The organism is Pantoea sp. GW821-FHT03E06 (assembly GCF_059420725.1).
The window spans coordinates 4,011,568-4,029,294 of record NZ_JBWKUG010000001.1 but is presented as its reverse complement, the minus strand read 5'-3'; the positions used below and the strand labels follow the sequence as shown (position 1 = coordinate 4,029,294).

At 53.9% G+C, this 17,727-nt stretch carries 11 protein-coding genes, 2 tRNA genes, 2 rRNA genes and 1 riboswitch; of the genes, 12 read left to right on the top strand and 3 right to left on the bottom strand.

All coding sequences use genetic code 11. The annotated features are described in order from the left end of the window. The first annotated feature begins 4 nt into the window (after positions 1–4). From argB to argH, 3 genes are all read left to right on the top strand, one after another. A complete protein-coding gene (gene argB, locus AC07WB_RS18820) occupies positions 5–778 on the top strand; it encodes an acetylglutamate kinase (protein WP_256697808.1) in 774 nt (257 codons plus the stop codon). A 14-nt stretch (positions 779–792) separates the two neighbouring features. Beyond that, positions 793–2,010, top strand: a complete 1,218-nt coding sequence (locus AC07WB_RS18815; protein WP_097095661.1) for an argininosuccinate synthase — start codon at positions 793–795, stop codon at positions 2,008–2,010. A 75-nt stretch (positions 2,011–2,085) separates the two neighbouring features. Beyond that, positions 2,086–3,462 (top strand): argininosuccinate lyase, encoded by a 1,377-nt coding sequence (argH, locus tag AC07WB_RS18810; protein ID WP_097095662.1) that lies wholly within the window; start codon positions 2,086–2,088, stop codon positions 3,460–3,462. Between the two features lie 184 nt (positions 3,463–3,646). Here argH and AC07WB_RS18805 read toward each other — a convergent pair whose 3' ends face one another. After that, a complete protein-coding gene (locus AC07WB_RS18805; protein ID WP_494940999.1) occupies positions 3,647–4,381 on the bottom strand; it encodes a glutathione peroxidase in 735 nt (244 codons plus the stop codon). A gap of 128 nt (positions 4,382–4,509) precedes the next feature. Here AC07WB_RS18805 and oxyR point away from each other — a divergent pair, with 128 nt between their 5' ends. Continuing rightward, entirely contained in the window at positions 4,510–5,427 is a 918-nt protein-coding gene (gene oxyR / locus AC07WB_RS18800) for a DNA-binding transcriptional regulator OxyR (protein ID WP_494940998.1), read from the top strand. On the opposite strand, the gene sthA is transcribed toward oxyR, so the two are convergent. Continuing rightward, positions 5,410–6,810 (bottom strand): Si-specific NAD(P)(+) transhydrogenase, encoded by a 1,401-nt coding sequence (gene sthA, locus AC07WB_RS18795; protein WP_007885417.1) that lies wholly within the window; start codon positions 6,808–6,810, stop codon positions 5,410–5,412. The two genes, oxyR and sthA, sit on opposite strands and share 18 nt — an antisense overlap. 194 nt (positions 6,811–7,004) lie before the next feature. Here sthA and fabR point away from each other — a divergent pair, with 194 nt between their 5' ends. Both fabR and AC07WB_RS18785 read left to right on the top strand, forming a co-directional pair. Next, on the top strand, positions 7,005–7,649 hold the full coding sequence (fabR, locus tag AC07WB_RS18790; RefSeq protein ID WP_097095665.1) for an HTH-type transcriptional repressor FabR: 645 nt from the start codon (positions 7,005–7,007) through the stop codon (positions 7,647–7,649). Between the two features lie 18 nt (positions 7,650–7,667). Then, positions 7,668–8,021 (top strand): YijD family membrane protein, encoded by a 354-nt coding sequence (locus AC07WB_RS18785; protein ID WP_097095666.1) that lies wholly within the window; start codon positions 7,668–7,670, stop codon positions 8,019–8,021. Positions 8,022–8,120: 99 nt separating this feature from the next. Here AC07WB_RS18785 and trmA read toward each other — a convergent pair whose 3' ends face one another. Continuing rightward, positions 8,121–9,224, bottom strand: coding sequence for a tRNA (uridine(54)-C5)-methyltransferase TrmA (gene trmA, locus AC07WB_RS18780; protein WP_494940997.1), 1,104 nt, complete (start codon positions 9,222–9,224; stop codon positions 8,121–8,123). 112 nt (positions 9,225–9,336) lie between these two features. Further along, a riboswitch (cobalamin riboswitch) is annotated at positions 9,337–9,518 on the top strand. 68 nt (positions 9,519–9,586) lie between these two features. Here trmA and btuB point away from each other — a divergent pair. The 6 genes from btuB (at position 9,587) to AC07WB_RS18750 (ending at position 17,675) form a co-directional block, all read left to right on the top strand. Continuing rightward, on the top strand, positions 9,587–11,467 hold the full coding sequence (btuB, locus tag AC07WB_RS18775) for a TonB-dependent vitamin B12 receptor BtuB (protein WP_494940996.1): 1,881 nt from the start codon (positions 9,587–9,589) through the stop codon (positions 11,465–11,467). After that, entirely contained in the window at positions 11,412–12,263 is an 852-nt protein-coding gene (gene murI / locus AC07WB_RS18770) for a glutamate racemase (RefSeq protein WP_097095669.1), read from the top strand. The genes btuB and murI overlap by 56 nt, the downstream gene beginning before the upstream one ends. Before the next feature lie 396 nt (positions 12,264–12,659). Further along, a 16S ribosomal RNA gene (locus tag AC07WB_RS18765) occupies positions 12,660–14,200 on the top strand. Between the two features lie 73 nt (positions 14,201–14,273). Beyond that, positions 14,274–14,350: transfer RNA gene (locus AC07WB_RS18760), tRNA-Ile, on the top strand. Positions 14,351–14,493: 143 nt separating this feature from the next. After that, positions 14,494–14,569: transfer RNA gene (locus tag AC07WB_RS18755), tRNA-Ala, on the top strand. Positions 14,570–14,769: 200 nt separating this feature from the next. After that, positions 14,770–17,675: ribosomal RNA gene (locus AC07WB_RS18750) — 23S ribosomal RNA — on the top strand. The 16S and 23S rRNA genes sit together here with 2 tRNA genes alongside, the layout of an rRNA operon. Positions 17,676–17,727 lie beyond the last annotated feature (52 nt).

Below are 17,727 nucleotides of genomic sequence, written 5' to 3'. Positions count from 1 at the left end.
CGCAATGAATCCTTTAATCATTAAACTGGGTGGCGTGCTGCTGGATAGCGAAGAAGCGCTGGCCCGTCTGTTTGATGCCCTGCTGGCGTATCGCAATGAACATCAGCGTCCGCTGATCATTGTGCACGGCGGCGGTTGCGTGGTGGACGAGCTGATGAAGAAGCTCGCGCTGCCGGTGAAAAAGAAGAACGGTTTGCGCGTGACGCCAGCCGATCAGATTGACATTATTACCGGTGCGTTAGCCGGTACCGCCAACAAAACGCTGCTGGCGTGGGCGAAGAAATATGGCATCGGCGCCGTGGGTTTGTGCCTAGGCGATGCCGGTTTGGTCAATGTGGCGCAGTTCGATGAAGAGCTCGGCCATGTTGGTAACGCCACGCCGGGTAATCCGGCGCTGGTGAACACCTTGCTGGCGGCAGGCTACATGCCGGTGATCAGCTCGATTGGTATCACCGACGGCGGCGAGTTGATGAACGTCAATGCCGACCAGGCCGCGACCGCGCTGGCCGCAACGCTCGGTGCCGATTTAGTGCTGTTATCCGATGTCAGCGGTATTCTCGACGGCAAAGGTCAGCGCATCGAAGAGATGACTGCAGCGAAAGCGGAACAGCTGATCGCCCAGGGCATCATCACCGATGGCATGATCGTGAAAGTGAACGCAGCGCTCGATGCGGCGCGCACGCTCGGTCGCCCGGTGGATATCGCCAGCTGGCGTCATGCTGAACAACTGCCAACCCTTTTCAACGGCGTGTCGATTGGCACCCGGATTCTCGCATAATCAAGGATTAAGACATGAGCACGCAAAACATCAAAAAAATCGTACTGGCTTATTCAGGCGGCCTCGATACTTCAGCCATCATTCCGTGGTTGAAAGAGAACTATGGCGGCTGTGAAGTGGTGGCGTTTGTGGCGGATATCGGTCAGGAACGTAGCGATCTGGAAGGCGTTGAGAAGAAAGCGCTGCAGTCCGGCGCTTCTGAGTGCCACGTGGTGGATCTGCGCGAAGAGTTCATCAGCGAATATGTTTATCCAGTGCTGCAGACCGGCGCACTGTACGAAGGCACTTACCTGCTGGGAACGTCGATGGCGCGTCCCATCATCGCTAAAGCACAGGTTGAGCTGGCATTGAAAGTGGGCGCTGATGCGCTGTGCCACGGCGCAACCGGCAAAGGTAACGACCAAGTGCGTTTCGAAACCACCTACACCGCGCTGGCGCCACAGCTGAAAGTGGTTGCGCCATGGCGTGAGTGGAACCTGCGTTCACGTGAAGCGCTGCTGGATTATCTGAAAGAGCGCAACATCCCGACCACCGCGTCGCTGGAAAAAATCTACAGCCGTGATGAGAACGCATGGCACATCTCCACGGAAGGTGGCGTGCTGGAAAGCCCGGCTAATGCACCGAATAAAGATTGCTGGGTGTGGACCGTTGATCCGCTGGAAGCGCCCGATCAGCCAGAAAACGTCACGGTTACCGTCGAGAAAGGCCGCGTCGTTGCAGTGAACGGCGAGAAGCTGAGCCCGTTCCAGTGCCTGGAAAAACTTAACGTGCTGGGCGCGAAACACGGCGTGGGTCGTATCGACATCGTGGAAAACCGTCTGGTGGGCATTAAGTCGCGTGGCTGCTATGAAACTCCGGGCGGCACCATCATGGTGAACGCGCTGCGTGCGGTTGAACAGCTGGTGCTGGATCGCGATAGCTTCAAATGGCGTGAGCAGCTGGGCCACGAAATGTCTTACGTGGTTTACGATGGCCGCTGGTTCGCGCCGCTGCGTAAATCTATCCAGGCCGCTGCCGAATCACTGGCAGAAGAGGTGAACGGTGAAGTGGTGCTGCAGCTGTACAAAGGCCAGGCCACGGCGATTCAGAAAACCTCTGCTAACAGCTTGTACTCAGAAGAGTTTGCCACCTTTGGCGAAGACGAAGTTTACGATCACCGTCACGCGGGCGGCTTTATCCGTCTGTTCTCGCTCTCTTCACGCATTCGCGCGCTGAACGAGCAGAAGAAGTAATACCGCGGCAAGCGACACATTTTGCAAGGGCGGCTTCGGGCCGCCTTTTCTATAACGGATTCAGGAGTAATTCAGATGGCACTTTGGGGCGGACGTTTTTCGCAGGCAGCAGACCAACGGTTCAAACAGTTCAATGATTCGCTGCGTTTTGATTATCGCCTGGCCGAGCAGGACATTACCGGCTCGATTGCCTGGTCAAAAGCGCTGGTCACGGTCAACGTGCTGACCCATGACGAGCAGCAACAGCTGGAAAGCGCGCTGCAGGAACTGCTGGCCGAGGTACGCGCCAATCCTGAACAGATTCTGCAAAGCGATGCCGAAGATATTCACAGTTGGGTGGAAGGCAAGCTGATCGATAAAGTCGGCGCGCTGGGCAAGAAATTGCACACCGGCCGTAGCCGTAACGATCAGGTCGCGACCGATCTGAAACTGTGGTGCAAAGAGCAGGTTGCCGTGCTGCTGGAGGCGACGCGTGAACTGCAATCCGCGCTGGTTACCACCGCAGCAGCCAATCAGGATGCGGTGATGCCGGGTTACACGCACCTGCAACGTGCGCAGCCAGTGACCTTCGCGCACTGGTGCCTGGCGTACGTTGAGATGCTGGCGCGTGATGAGAGCCGTTTACAGGATGCGCTGAAGCGTATGGACGTCAGCCCGCTGGGTTGCGGCGCGCTGGCCGGTACCGCGTATGAGATCGATCGTCAGCAGCTGGCGGGCTGGTTAGGGTTTGCGTCTGCCACGCGTAACAGCCTTGATACCGTTTCCGATCGCGACCATGTGCTGGAGTTGCTGTCAGATGCCTCAATTGGCATGGTGCATCTGTCGCGCTTTGCGGAAGACCTGATCTTCTTCAACACCGGCGAAGCGGGATTCCTGGAGCTGTCGGATAAAGTGACTTCCGGTTCGTCGCTGATGCCGCAGAAGAAAAACCCGGATGCGCTGGAGCTGATCCGTGGCAAATGTGGCCGTGTACAAGGTGCGCTAACCGGCATGATGATGACGCTGAAAGGCTTACCGCTGGCGTATAACAAAGATATGCAAGAAGACAAAGAAGGGCTGTTCGATGCACTCGACACCTGGCTCGATTGCCTGCATATGTCGGTGCTGGTGCTGGACGGCATTCAGGTGAAACGTCCACGTTGCCAGGAAGCCGCTGAACAGGGCTACGCTAACTCCACCGAGCTGGCCGATTATCTGGTGGCAAAAGGCGTACCGTTCCGTGAAGCGCACCATATTGTCGGTGAAACGGTGGTCGAAGCAATCAGGCAAGGCGTGGCGCTGGAAGCGCTCAGTTTGGCGCAACTCAAGCAGTTCAGCGCGGTAATTGAGGATGATGTCTATCCGATTCTGTCGCTGCAATCTTGCCTTGATAAGCGTAATGCGCAGGGTGGCGTGTCGCCTCAGCAGGTCGCATTTGCCATCGGTGAAGCCCAGAAACGCCTAAGTGAGTAAATCGGTGCGCATAAATGCGCACCCTACATTGTAGGGGCGCCATTCATGGCGACCGGGCAAATTCAGAGCAAAAAAAAGCGGGCACCGTTTCGGTAGCCCGCCAACCTCTAGCTTCGGAATTACATCTTTTTTTATAGGCACATCATCAAGGGCAGGCCACTCCCAGCCGGCACAGTGATTGGTTTTAAGCAGATAGCAGGTACTGCTCCAGATCGTCGCTGCCGCCAATATGACGACCACCGATAAATACCTGAGGCACCGTGGCGCGGCCTGATACGGCACGTAGACTCACGGTTGTGGCATCTTGCCCCAGGACGATTTCTTCAAACGCAATGCTGCGATCAATCAGCAGCTGTTTCGCTTTGGTGCAGAATGGACAGCCGGGTTTGGTAAACACCGACACGGATTCCTGCACCTTATATTCAGGCGCCAGATAGCGCAGCAGCGTATCGGCATCCGACACTTCAAACGGATCGCCCGGCTTGTTCGGCTCGACAAACATCTTCTCAATGATGCCGTTGCGCACCAGCATGGAATAACGCCACGAGCGCGGACCAAAACCCACGTCGGCTTTTTCTACCAGCATATTCATACCGCGGGTGAAGTCGCCGTTGCCGTCCGGAATAAAGGTGATATGTTCAGCGCGCTGATCGGCCTTCCACGCATTCATGACAAAGGTATCGTTAACGGACACGCACAGAATGCTGTCGACCCCGTGCTGCGCAAAGGTGCTGAACAGCTCGTTGTAGCGTGGCAGGTGGCTCGATGAACAGGTTGGTGTAAACGCCCCCGGCAGCGAGAACACGATAACGGTTTTGTCTTTGAACAACGCGTCAGTCGTGAGATCAACCCAACGATCATGCTGACGCGTATGAAAGATAACCTGCGGTACGGCTTTGCCTTCCTGGCTTGCGAACATATCTTCTCCTCACTATTCAATGGTCTTAATTCTATGGGGCGTATTATTCCCGCTCGCGGCTTGATAGGGCTAATCGTTCATTGCTATTCTATCTATCGCCACGGGCTATCGTGGTTTGGAGGATTTGCATGAATATTCGTGATCTTGAATATCTGGTTTCACTTGCGGAGCATCGCCATTTCCGGCGTGCAGCTGATGCTTGTCATGTCAGCCAACCCACCTTAAGTGGACAGATTCGTAAGCTTGAAGATGAACTTGGTGTGATGCTACTGGAGCGTACCAGTCGTAAGGTGTTATTTACCCAGGCGGGTCTGCTGCTGGTGGATCAGGCGCGAACCGTGCTGCGTGAAGTCAAAGTGCTTAAAGAGATGGCGAGCCAGCAGGGCGAAGCGATGTCTGGACCACTGCACATTGGTTTGATCCCAACCACCGGGCCCTATCTGCTGCCGCACATCATTCCGATGCTGCATCAGACCTTCCCTAAACTCGAAATGTATCTGCACGAAGCGCAGACGCAGCAACTGCTGGCACAGCTCGACAGCGGCAAGCTGGATTGTGCCATTCTGGCGCTGGTGAAAGAGAGCGAGGCCTTTATTGAGGTGCCGCTGTTTGATGAGCCTATGACGCTGGCGGTTTACGCCGATCATCCATGGCGCGATCGCGATCGCGTGCCGATGTCGGATCTGGCCGGTGAAAAATTGCTGATGCTGGAAGATGGCCACTGCTTGCGCGACCAGGCGATGGGTTTCTGCTTTGAAGCTGGAGCGGATGAAGATACGCATTTCCGCGCCACCAGTCTGGAAACGCTGCGTAATATGGTTGCGGCTGGAAGCGGCATCACCTTGCTGCCTTCGCTGGCCGTGCCGAATGAGCGCGTGCGTGATGGTGTTTGCTATCTGCCGTGTTATAAGCCGGTGCCGCAGCGCACTATCGCGTTGGTTTACCGTCCGGGATCGCCTCTGCGCAACCGCTATGAGCAGTTGGCAGAAGCAATTAAAACCCACATGCAGGGTTACCTGGATGCCACGTTAAAACAGGCGGTTTAAGCCGTTTAACGCCGCCACGCGATAGGCTTCGGCCATGGTGGGATAGTTGAAGGTGGTATTCACGAAGTACTCAATCGTATTGCCACCGTTCTTCTGTTCCATGATGGCCTGACCAATGTGGATGATCTCCGCAGCACGCTCACCAAAGCAGTGAATGCCTAAAATCTCTTTGGTTTCGCGGTGGAACAAAATCTTCAGGCTGCCGACGTGCATGCCAACAATTTGCGCACGCGCCAGATGTTTAAACTGCGCACGACCCACTTCATACGGCACTTTCATCGCAGTAAGCTGCTGTTCGGTTTTACCCACTGAGCTGATCTCCGGAATGGTATAAATCCCGGTTGGAATATCCTCGATCAGATGTGCGGTGGCTTCACCTTTGATGATCGCCTGTGCGGCAATGCGGCCCTGATCGTATGCGGCGGATGCCAGGCTTGGATAGCCAATCACGTCGCCGACCGCATAGATGTGCGGCTGCGCGGTTTGGTACATGCTATTTACTTTCAGCAGGCCACGACCATCCGCTTCCAGTCCTACGTTTTCCAGCGCCAGTGAATCAGTGTTACCCGTTCGGCCGTTGGCATACAGCAGGCAATCCGCTTTCACTTTCTTGCCTGATTTCAGGTGAATGATCACGCCATCATCAACGCCTTCAATTTTCTCGAACTCTTCGTTGTGACGAATCACCACGCCGCTGTTCCAGAAGTGATAGGAGAGCGAATCGGACATCTCCTGATCGAGGAACGCCAGCAGGCGATCGCGGGTGTTGATCAGGTCAACCTTGACGTTCAGGCCGCGGAAAATCGACGCATATTCACAACCAATCACGCCGGCGCCGTAGATGATGACGTGGCCAGGTTCATGGTGCAGGTTGAGGATGGAATCGGAATCGTAAACGCGCGGGTGGGTAAAATCGACATCCGTTGGATGATACGGGCGAGAACCACAGGCAATCACAAATTTCTCTGCGGTTAGGCGCTCGCGCGTGCCGTCTGGCTGTTCCACTTCGATGGTGTTGGCATCAACAAAACGCGCATCGCCCTGATACAGTTCACAGCGGTTGCGCTCATAAAAACCCTGACGCATTGCGGTTTGCTGGCTGATAACGTTCTCGGTGTGGTTCAGAATGTCGGCGAATGAGGAGCGCAGGAGTCGAGTGTGATCGCTGTAAAGAGGGTTTTGATTGAACTCGATAATACGGCTAACAGCGTGGCGCAAGGCTTTGGAAGGGATGGTTCCCCAGTGAGTACAACCGCCGCCGATGTTGTGGTAGCGTTCGATCACTGCAATACGCGCTCCCTGCTTCACCAGCCCCATCGCCGCACCTTCGCCGCCCGGACCGGAGCCAATCACAATGGCATCGTAATCGTAAGACTTTTGCATACCAGTACGTCCTATTTTTTTATCACATTTTTACAACGAGATTCTAACATCTCGCCGCGCACATCTGAATTCTAACAGCGTAAATTGCTGAAGTTTGACAAAGCGTGAGGTTCACAGCCATTCACAAAGTTTGCACCGCTGTACGCTGAAAAGTTTGTTATAGTGCCTGCCAAATCATCGACAAGGCCGGGAAAATGGGCGTCAGAGCGCAACAAAAAGAACGTACACGACGTTCACTGATTGAAGCTGCCTTCAGTCAGTTAAGTGCAGAAAGGAGTTTTGCCAGCCTGAGTTTGCGTGAAGTTGCACGTGAAGCCGGGATCGCGCCGACCTCGTTTTATCGCCACTTCCGCGATGTGGATGAACTTGGCTTGACCATGGTGGACGAAAGCGGCTTGATGCTGCGTCAGCTCATGCGGCAGGCGCGCCAGCGCATTGCCAAAGGCGGCAGCATCATTAAAACGTCGGTGGCAACTTTTATGGAGTTCATCGGGAACAATCCCAACGCTTTTCGGCTCTTACTACGCGAGCGCTCCGGAACCTCGGCGGCGTTTCGTGCTGCGGTGGCGCGTGAGATTCAACACTTTATCGCCGAACTGGCCGATTATCTTGAGCTGGAAAATCGTATGCCGCGCAGTTTCACCGAGGCGCAGGCTGAAGCCATGGTGACGATTGTGTTTAGTGCGGGTGCTGAAGCGTTAGATGTCGATATTGAGCTGCGACGCAAGCTTGAAGATCGCCTGGTGCTGCAGCTGCGTATGATCGCCAAAGGTGCGTATTACTGGTATCGCCGGGAGCAAGAGCGCCTGTCGGTTACCCTGGAAAAACCCGAAGAGTAATGTGATAAGGATAAAGAAATGATTGAGCAAAACCCTCGCGATAAAGGGACGCTTTTGTTGGCTTTTATCACCGGTTTAGCTATCAACGGCTCCTTTTCGGTGCTGTTCAGTACGTTTGTTCCCTTTTCGATTTTTCCGTTGATCGCGCTTGGCCTTGCCGCCTGGTGTCTGCATCAACGTTATCTCAACCGCAATATGCCAGAAGGCATGCCTTCGCTGGCGGCGGCATTCTTCCTGTTAGGTATTCTGGTGTATAGCGCGCTGGTGCGGGCTGAATATCCGGATATCGGCTCCAACTTTATCCCGACCATTCTGATGGTGGCGCTGGTGTTCTGGATTGCCATGCGTTTTCGCCGCAAAAACAGAAACTAAGCCTTTCGGTACGCATGAATGCGCACCCTACAAAACTGACGCATGGCGCACCGGTTTTGTAGGGGCGCCGTTCATGGCGACCCACTCTTTATTTGCCAATCAGGCTTTCAGCGTCAGCAGCACGCCGCACTCCATGTGATGGGTATACGGGAACTGATCGAACAGCGCGAGGCGCGTGACATCATGGGTTTCTGCCAGCACCGCAAGGTTATCGCATAGCGTTTGTGGATTGCAGGAGATATAAAGGATGCGCGGATACGCCTGCACCATCTTCACGGTTTCCGCATCCAGCCCGCTGCGTGGTGGATCGACGAAGATGGTTTCACACTGATAACTCTTCAGATCGATGCCTTCTAAACGATTGAAACTGCGCACGCCGTTCATCGCCTGAGTGAACTCTTCCGCTGCCATGCGAATAATTTGCACGTTATCAATCTGGTTGGCGGCAATGTTGTATTGCGCGGACACTACTGACGGCTTGGCAATCTCCGTAGCCAGTACGCGGCGGAAGTTACGCGCCAGCGCCAGCGAGAAGTTGCCATTACCGCAATAAAGTTCCAGCAGATCGCCGCGCGAATTCTGCGTCACGTCCAGCGCCCACTCCAGCATCTGAATATTCATCGCTGCGTTAGGCTGGGTGAAGCTGTTTTCCACCTGACGATAAATCATCTCTTTGCCCGCTACCGGCAAGCGTTCATCGACGAAATCGCGATCGAGACAGATTTTAGTTTTGGTGGCGCGGCCAATCAGCTGCACATCAAAACCTTCGGCACGCAGGCTATCGCGCAGGGCGCTGGCGGCGAGCGTCCACTCTTCTTCCAGCTTGCGGTGATAGAGCAGTGAGATAACGATTTGGTTGCTCATGGTCGAGAGGTAATCGATCTGGAACAGCTTAAAACGCAGCGCGCGGTTATCGCGGATCGCATCCATCAATCTCGGCATTAGCTGGTTGATCAATTCACTGGCGGCCGGGAAGCGATCGACGCGGATACGTTGTTTGGTCTCCTGATCAAAGATGATGTGGTAGAGATCGTCCCCGTCATGCCAGATGCGGAATTCGGCGCGCATACGATAGTGGCTGACCGGTGAGCGGAACACCTCCACGTCGGGCGCGGCAAAGGGCACCATCATCGCCTGTAAGCGGCTGACTTTTTCCGCCAGTTGCGCGTCGTATTGTTCAATCGGAAGCTGTTCGGGTGTCATCTTTAATCCTGGTAATAAGCTGGCTTGCCGGGCGATTGTAGGCATTCAACTGATGATGTCCAGCCCTGCGCAACACACGATGGCTGGAAGTCTGGATTTCCGGCCTTCCTGGCCTTAGACTGCGCCTGCCGGCCTCCTTGAGTTAAAAGGGAATCCAGTGTGAATCTGGAGCTGACGCGCAGCGGTAAAGAATGTCGTGGTGATGGCACTTACAAACACTGTCCTGCCGGATGGGAAGTTTTTCACCATTTATGATTCTCAGCCCGAAGACCTGCCGGTGTGACGTCGCAATACATACGACCATCGCGTGCTATTGGTTGTAGTCATGCGGCATCCTGCTTCGTCTTTTGGATGCTATAACAATGAAAAAAACACCCGCTTCGCTGTTTGCCTTTAGTGCAACGGCGTTGTCTCTCTGGGCCCAATTTGGCTACGCCCAGCAGAATGATGATACGCAAATCGTTACCGCCAACCGCTTCGCGCAGCCGGTCTCTTCGGTGCTGGCGCCCACCACCGTTGTTACCCGCGAAGATATCGATCGCTGGCAGTCAAAAAGTCTCACCGATGTGATGCGCCGTTTGCCGGGCGTGGATATTGCGCAGAACGGTGGGCTGGGCCAATCCAGCTCTCTGTTTATTCGCGGAACTAACTCAAGCCATGTGCTGGTGCTGATTGACGGTATTCGTCTTAATCAGGCTGGTGTTTCGGGTTCATCCGATCTCAGTCAAATTCCTCTTTCGCTGGTGCAGCGCATTGAGTATGTGCGCGGTGCGCGCTCGGCGGTATATGGCTCGGATGCGATTGGCGGAGTGGTTAACATTATTACCGGCCGCGCAAAACCCGGTACCACCCTGACCGCGGGCGTAGGCTCTAAAGGCTATCAGAGTTATGAAGGTTCGACGCAGCAGCAGATCGGTGATGCCACTAAGCTGACAATGGCGGGTAATTATACCTATACCAGAGGCTACGATGTGGTGGCTAACCTGCCTGACGTGTATGGCGATCCCGCGCAGAAAGATCGCGATGGCTTTATGAGTAAATCGCTCTATGGCTCACTGGAGCACCAGTTTAGCGATGAGTTGAGCGGTTTCGTGCGCGGCTACGGTTTTGATAATCGCACGGCTTACGACGGTACTTATAGCTATGACAGCAGCTTCAATATCCTGGGACTGGATGATACCCGCCAGCTCTATAGCCAGACCTGGGACACCGGCCTGCGTTACAACCATGACATCTATTCAACTCAGCTGATTGCCAGCTATAGCCGAACTAAAGATTTTAACTACGACCCGCGTTCCGGCCGCTATGGCCCGGCGACCACACTTGATGACAGCAAGCAGTACAACCTGCAATGGGGCAACACCTTCCAGGTTGGCACAGGTACGGTCAGCGGTGGGGTGGATTGGCAGAAACAGACGACTGAGCCGGGAACGGCGTATGTCACCAACAGCACTGAACAGCGCGATACGGGCATTTATGCGACGGCTCAGCAGCAGTTTGGCAGCGTCACTGTAGAAGGCGCGGTACGTGGTGATGATAATAGTCAGTTTGGCTGGCACAGCACCTGGCAGAGTGGCGCTTCCTGGGAGTTTGTTGAGGGCTACAGTGTCTTTGCTAACTATGCCACAGCCTACAAAGCACCGCGTCTTGGCCAGTTGTATGGATCTTATGGCAACAGCGATCTTAAGCCGGAAGAGAGCAAACAGTGGGAAGGTGGCTTTGAAGGTCTAACCGGCCCAGTGAACTGGCGCGTATCGGGTTACCGCAACGATATCGATAATCTGATTGATAGCGATCCCAGTACCTACGTTTATTACAATATTAATAAAGCGCGTATTAAAGGTGTTGAGGCAACGGCTTCATTTGATACGGGTCCGCTGAGTCATCAGCTTTCATATGATTATGTTGATGCGCGTGATGCCGAAACCAACCAGCAGCTGGCGCGCCGTGCTAAGCAGCAGGTTAAATATCAGCTCGACTGGACGCTCTATAATTTTGACTGGTCTGTGACTTATCACTATCTCGGCGATCGTTACGATACCGACTACAACCACTCCTATACTGCGCAGCGCGTTAAATTGGGCGGTGTAAGTTTATGGGATCTGGCAGTTTCGTATCCGGTCACATCACAGCTCACCGTTCGTGGTAGAATTGCCAACCTGTTCGATAAAAACTACGAGACAGTGTATGGCTATCCAACTCCAGGAACGGAGTACTACCTCAGCGCCAGCTACAGCTTCTGATCTCCGCCCCACTGTGCTGGTGTTTGACTCCGGCGTGGGTGGGCTTTCCGTTTATGATGAGGTCCGGCATCTACTGCCGGATCTTCACTATCTCTACGCCTTCGATAATGAAGGTTTTCCGTACGGCGAAAAATCCGAAGACTTTATTGTCGAGCGTGTGGTGGCTGTGGTGACGGCTATTACGCAGCGTTTTCCGTTAGCGCTGGTGATCATTGCCTGTAACTCTGCCAGCACCATTTCTTTGCCGGCTCTGCGTGAACGCTTCGAATTTCCGGTTGTGGGCGTGGTGCCTGCGATCAAACCGGCAGCACGTCTGACGCGTAACGGCGTGGTGGGATTGCTGGCCACGCGTGGCACGGTAAAGCGTCCTTATACGCATGAGTTAGTGACGCAGTTTGCCCGCGATTGCAAAATTGAAATGCTCGGTTCTGCTGAGCTGGTGGAATTAGCAGAAGCGAAGCTGCATGGCGAAGATGTTGAGCTCGCTGATGTACGCCGCGCTGTGCAACCCTGGCTACGTATGAAAGAGCCGCCGGATACCGTGGTGTTGGGATGTACGCATTTCCCTTTATTGCGTGATGAGCTGCAATTGGTGCTTCCAGAAGGAACGCGGCTAGTGGATTCGGGGGCCGCCATTGCGCGTCGTACCGTCTGGTTATTAGAGCATGAAGCGCCGCATGCCGTTTCATCCGGGCAGAATTTAGCGTTCTGCACGCGTATGGATGCGGAAGTGACGAAATTATCACCAATTCTGCAGCGTTATGGCTTCCCGTTGCTGGAAAAATTAGCAGTTTAATCGCGTTTCGCCGAAAAAATCAGCACTCGGAAATTAATTTGAAATTAGCGCTTGTCAGCTCTGAAGAAATCCCTATACTGCGCCTCCACTGACACGGAACAACGGCTTACGAAGCGAAGTGTTCAGGAGGTGGTCTTCAAGGCAACCTTCAGAAAAGCAAAAATAAATGCTTGACTGAAAATGCGGAAAGCGTAATATACGCATCCCGCGCCGCTAGAGAAATAGCGGCACTGCTCTTTAACAATTTATCAGACAATCTGTGTGGGCACTCGCAGGATTGATATCAGCGTCTCCGGACGCAACAAAATATCAAGTCTCACGAGTGAACACATAATGAAATTCATTATGACGTTTTACAGATGAGCATCGCTGCACTTGTTGCAGCAAATCAAACTTAAATTGAAGAGTTTGATCATGGCTCAGATTGAACGCTGGCGGCAGGCCTAACACATGCAAGTCGGACGGTAGCACAGAGAGCTTGCTCTCGGGTGACGAGTGGCGGACGGGTGAGTAATGTCTGGGAAACTGCCCGATGGAGGGGGATAACTACTGGAAACGGTAGCTAATACCGCATAACGTCGCAAGACCAAAGTGGGGGACCTTCGGGCCTCACACCATCGGATGTGCCCAGATGGGATTAGCTAGTAGGTGGGGTAATGGCTCACCTAGGCGACGATCCCTAGCTGGTCTGAGAGGATGACCAGCCACACTGGAACTGAGACACGGTCCAGACTCCTACGGGAGGCAGCAGTGGGGAATATTGCACAATGGGCGCAAGCCTGATGCAGCCATGCCGCGTGTATGAAGAAGGCCTTCGGGTTGTAAAGTACTTTCAGCGGGGAGGAAGGCGGTGAGGTTAATAACCTCACCGATTGACGTTACCCGCAGAAGAAGCACCGGCTAACTCCGTGCCAGCAGCCGCGGTAATACGGAGGGTGCAAGCGTTAATCGGAATTACTGGGCGTAAAGCGCACGCAGGCGGTCTGTCAAGTCGGATGTGAAATCCCCGGGCTTAACCTGGGAACTGCATTCGAAACTGGCAGGCTAGAGTCTTGTAGAGGGGGGTAGAATTCCAGGTGTAGCGGTGAAATGCGTAGAGATCTGGAGGAATACCGGTGGCGAAGGCGGCCCCCTGGACAAAGACTGACGCTCAGGTGCGAAAGCGTGGGGAGCAAACAGGATTAGATACCCTGGTAGTCCACGCCGTAAACGATGTCGACTTGGAGGTTGTTCCCTTGAGGAGTGGCTTCCGGAGCTAACGCGTTAAGTCGACCGCCTGGGGAGTACGGCCGCAAGGTTAAAACTCAAATGAATTGACGGGGGCCCGCACAAGCGGTGGAGCATGTGGTTTAATTCGATGCAACGCGAAGAACCTTACCTACTCTTGACATCCACGGAACTTGGCAGAGATGCCTTGGTGCCTTCGGGAACCGTGAGACAGGTGCTGCATGGCTGTCGTCAGCTCGTGTTGTGAAATGTTGGGTTAAGTCCCGCAACGAGCGCAACCCTTATCCTTTGTTGCCAGCGGGTAATGCCGGGAACTCAAAGGAGACTGCCAGTGATAAACTGGAGGAAGGTGGGGATGACGTCAAGTCATCATGGCCCTTACGAGTAGGGCTACACACGTGCTACAATGGCGCATACAAAGAGAAGCGACCTCGCGAGAGCAAGCGGACCTCATAAAGTGCGTCGTAGTCCGGATCGGAGTCTGCAACTCGACTCCGTGAAGTCGGAATCGCTAGTAATCGTAGATCAGAATGCTACGGTGAATACGTTCCCGGGCCTTGTACACACCGCCCGTCACACCATGGGAGTGGGTTGCAAAAGAAGTAGGTAGCTTAACCTTCGGGAGGGCGCTTACCACTTTGTGATTCATGACTGGGGTGAAGTCGTAACAAGGTAACCGTAGGGGAACCTGCGGTTGGATCACCTCCTTACCTGAAGATACCTTCCCGCGAAGTGCTCACACAGATTGTCTGATAGAAAGTAACGAGCAGAAAAAACCTCTACAGGCTTGTAGCTCAGGTGGTTAGAGCGCACCCCTGATAAGGGTGAGGTCGGTGGTTCAAGTCCACTCAGGCCTACCAAATTCGCACTCACGCTGCGTTATGTCTCCGGCTCGCATAGTTCACTATGCTTCGCGGAAACATGCCTTGCCTGAGCACGAATTGCATTTCTCAGGAAATGTACTCGGTTGAGTGGTAGTAGATGGTCTCTGCAGTAACTGTATGGGGCTATAGCTCAGCTGGGAGAGCGCCTGCCTTGCACGCAGGAGGTCAGCGGTTCGATCCCGCTTAGCTCCACCATTACAGTGACTCAAAACAATACTTCAGAGCAAACCGGAAACGGTGTGCTGCGAAGTATTATGCTCTTTAACAATCCGGAACAAGCTGAAAATTGAAACGACGTGTTGGTTCATTTCTCCGTAATAAGAAATGAATAACAACATGTTCGAGTCTCTCAATGCCTGCAGTCCCAAGCGTTGCAAAACGCCTGTGGGTTGTGAGGTTAAGCGACTAAGCGTACACGGTGGATGCCCTGGCAGTCAGAGGCGATGAAGGACGTGCTAATCTGCGTAAAGCGTCGGTAAGGTGATATGAACCGCTACAGCCGACGATGTCCGAATGGGGAAACCCGGTGCACCCAGTGCATCATCGCAACATGAATACATAGTGTTGCGAGGCGAACCCGGGGAACTGAAACATCTAAGTACCCGGAGGAAAAGAAATCAACCGAGATTCCCCCAGTAGCGGCGAGCGAACGGGGAGCAGCCCAGAACCTGAATCAGTTTGTGCATTAGTGGAAGCGTCTGGAAAGTCGCACGACACCGGGTGATAGTCCCGTACACGAAAGTGCACAGGTTGTGAGTTCGAAGAGTAGGGCGGGACACGTGGTATCCTGTCTGAATATGGGGGGACCATCCTCCAAGGCTAAATACTCCTGACTGACCGATAGTGAACCAGTACCGTGAGGGAAAGGCGAAAAGAACCCCGGCGAGGGGAGTGAAACAGAACCTGAAACCGTGTACGTACAAGCAGTGGGAGCCTCTTTATGGGGTGACTGCGTACCTTTTGTATAATGGGTCAGCGACTTATATTCTGTAGCAAGGTTAACCGTATAGGGGAGCCGCAGGGAAACCGAGTCTTAACTGGGCGTTAAGTTGCAGGGTATAGACCCGAAACCCGGTGATCTAGCCATGGGCAGGTTGAAGGTTGGGTAACACTAACTGGAGGACCGAACCGACTAATGTTGAAAAATTAGCGGATGACTTGTGGCTGGGGGTGAAAGGCCAATCAAACCGGGAGATAGCTGGTTCTCCCCGAAAGCTATTTAGGTAGCGCCTCGTGAACTCATCCTCGGGGGTAGAGCACTGTTTCGGCTAGGGGGCCATCCCGGCTTACCAACCCGATGCAAACTGCGAATACCGAGGAATGTTATCACGGGAGACACACGGCGGGTGCTAACGTCCGTCGTGAAGAGGGAAACAACCCAGACCGCCAGCTAAGGTCCCAAAGTCATGGTTAAGTGGGAAACGATGTGGGAAGGCACAGACAGCCAGGATGTTGGCTTAGAAGCAGCCATCATTTAAAGAAAGCGTAATAGCTCACTGGTCGAGTCGGCCTGCGCGGAAGATGTAACGGGGCTAAACCATGCACCGAAGCTGCGGCAGCGACGCGTATGTGTTGTTGGGTAGGGGAGCGTTCTGTAAGCCGTTGAAGGTGGCCTGTGAGGGTTGCTGGAGGTATCAGAAGTGCGAATGCTGACATAAGTAACGATAAAGCGGGTGAAAAGCCCGCTCGCCGGAAGACCAAGGGTTCCTGTTCAACGTTAATCGGAGCAGGGTGAGTCGACCCCTAAGGCGAGGCTGAAAAGCGTAGTCGATGGGAAGCAGGTTAATATTCCTGCACTTGGTGTTACTGCGAAGGGGGGACGGAGAAGGCTAGGTTATCCGGGCGACGGTTGTCCCGGTTTAAGCGTGTAGGCTGACACCTTTGGTAAATCCGGGGTGTCTTAAGGCTGAGGCGTGACGACGAGCCACCACGGTGGTGAAGTAACTGATGCCCTGCTTCCAGGAAAAGCCTCTAAGCTCCAGGTAACACGAAATCGTACCCCAAACCGACACAGGTGGTCAGGTAGAGAATACCAAGGCGCTTGAGAGAACTCGGGTGAAGGAACTAGGCAAAATGGTGCCGTAACTTCGGGAGAAGGCACGCTGGCGCGTAGGTGAAGGGACTTGCTCCCGGAGCTGAAGCCAGTCGAAGATACCAGCTGGCTGCAACTGTTTATTAAAAACACAGCACTGTGCAAACACGAAAGTGGACGTATACGGTGTGACGCCTGCCCGGTGCCGGAAGGTTAATTGATGGGGTTATCCGTAAGGAGAAGCTCTTGATCGAAGCCCCGGTAAACGGCGGCCGTAACTATAACGGTCCTAAGGTAGCGAAATTCCTTGTCGGGTAAGTTCCGACCTGCACGAATGGCGTAATGATGGCCAGGCTGTCTCCACCCGAGACTCAGTGAAATTGAAATCGCTGTGAAGATGCAGTGTACCCGCGGCAAGACGGAAAGACCCCGTGAACCTTTACTATAGCTTGACACTGAACATTGAGCCTTGATGTGTAGGATAGGTGGGAGGCTTTGAAGCGTGGACGCCAGTCTGCGTGGAGCCAACCTTGAAATACCACCCTTTAATGTTTGATGTTCTAACGTAGGCCCGTAATCCGGGCTGCGGACAGTGTCTGGTGGGTAGTTTGACTGGGGCGGTCTCCTCCCAAAGAGTAACGGAGGAGCACGAAGGTTGGCTAATCCTGGTCGGACATCAGGAGGTTAGTGCAATGGCATAAGCCAGCTTGACTGCGAGAGTGACGGCTCGAGCAGGTGCGAAAGCAGGTCATAGTGATCCGGTGGTTCTGAATGGAAGGGCCATCGCTCAACGGATAAAAGGTACTCCGGGGATAACAGGCTGATACCGCCCAAGAGTTCATATCGACGGCGGTGTTTGGCACCTCGATGTCGGCTCATCACATCCTGGGGCTGAAGTAGGTCCCAAGGGTACGGCTGTTCGCCGTTTAAAGTGGTACGCGAGCTGGGTTTAGAACGTCGTGAGACAGTTCGGTCCCTATCTGCCGTGGGCGCTGGAGAATTGAGGGGGGTTGCTCCTAGTACGAGAGGACCGGAGTGAACGCACCACTGGTGTTCGGGTTGTCATGCCAATGGCACTGCCCGGTAGCTAAGTGCGGAAAAGATAAGTGCTGAAAGCATCTAAGCACGAAACTTGCCCCGAGATGAGTTCTCCCTGACTCCTTGAGAGTCCTGAAGGGACGTTGAAGACTACGACGTTGATAGGCCGGGTGTGTAAGCGCAGCGATGCGTTGAGCTAACCGGTACTAATGACCCGTGAGGCTTAACCTTACAACGCCAGAGGCGTTTTGGTGAGAGAGACCAGAGATTTTCAGCTTGTTTT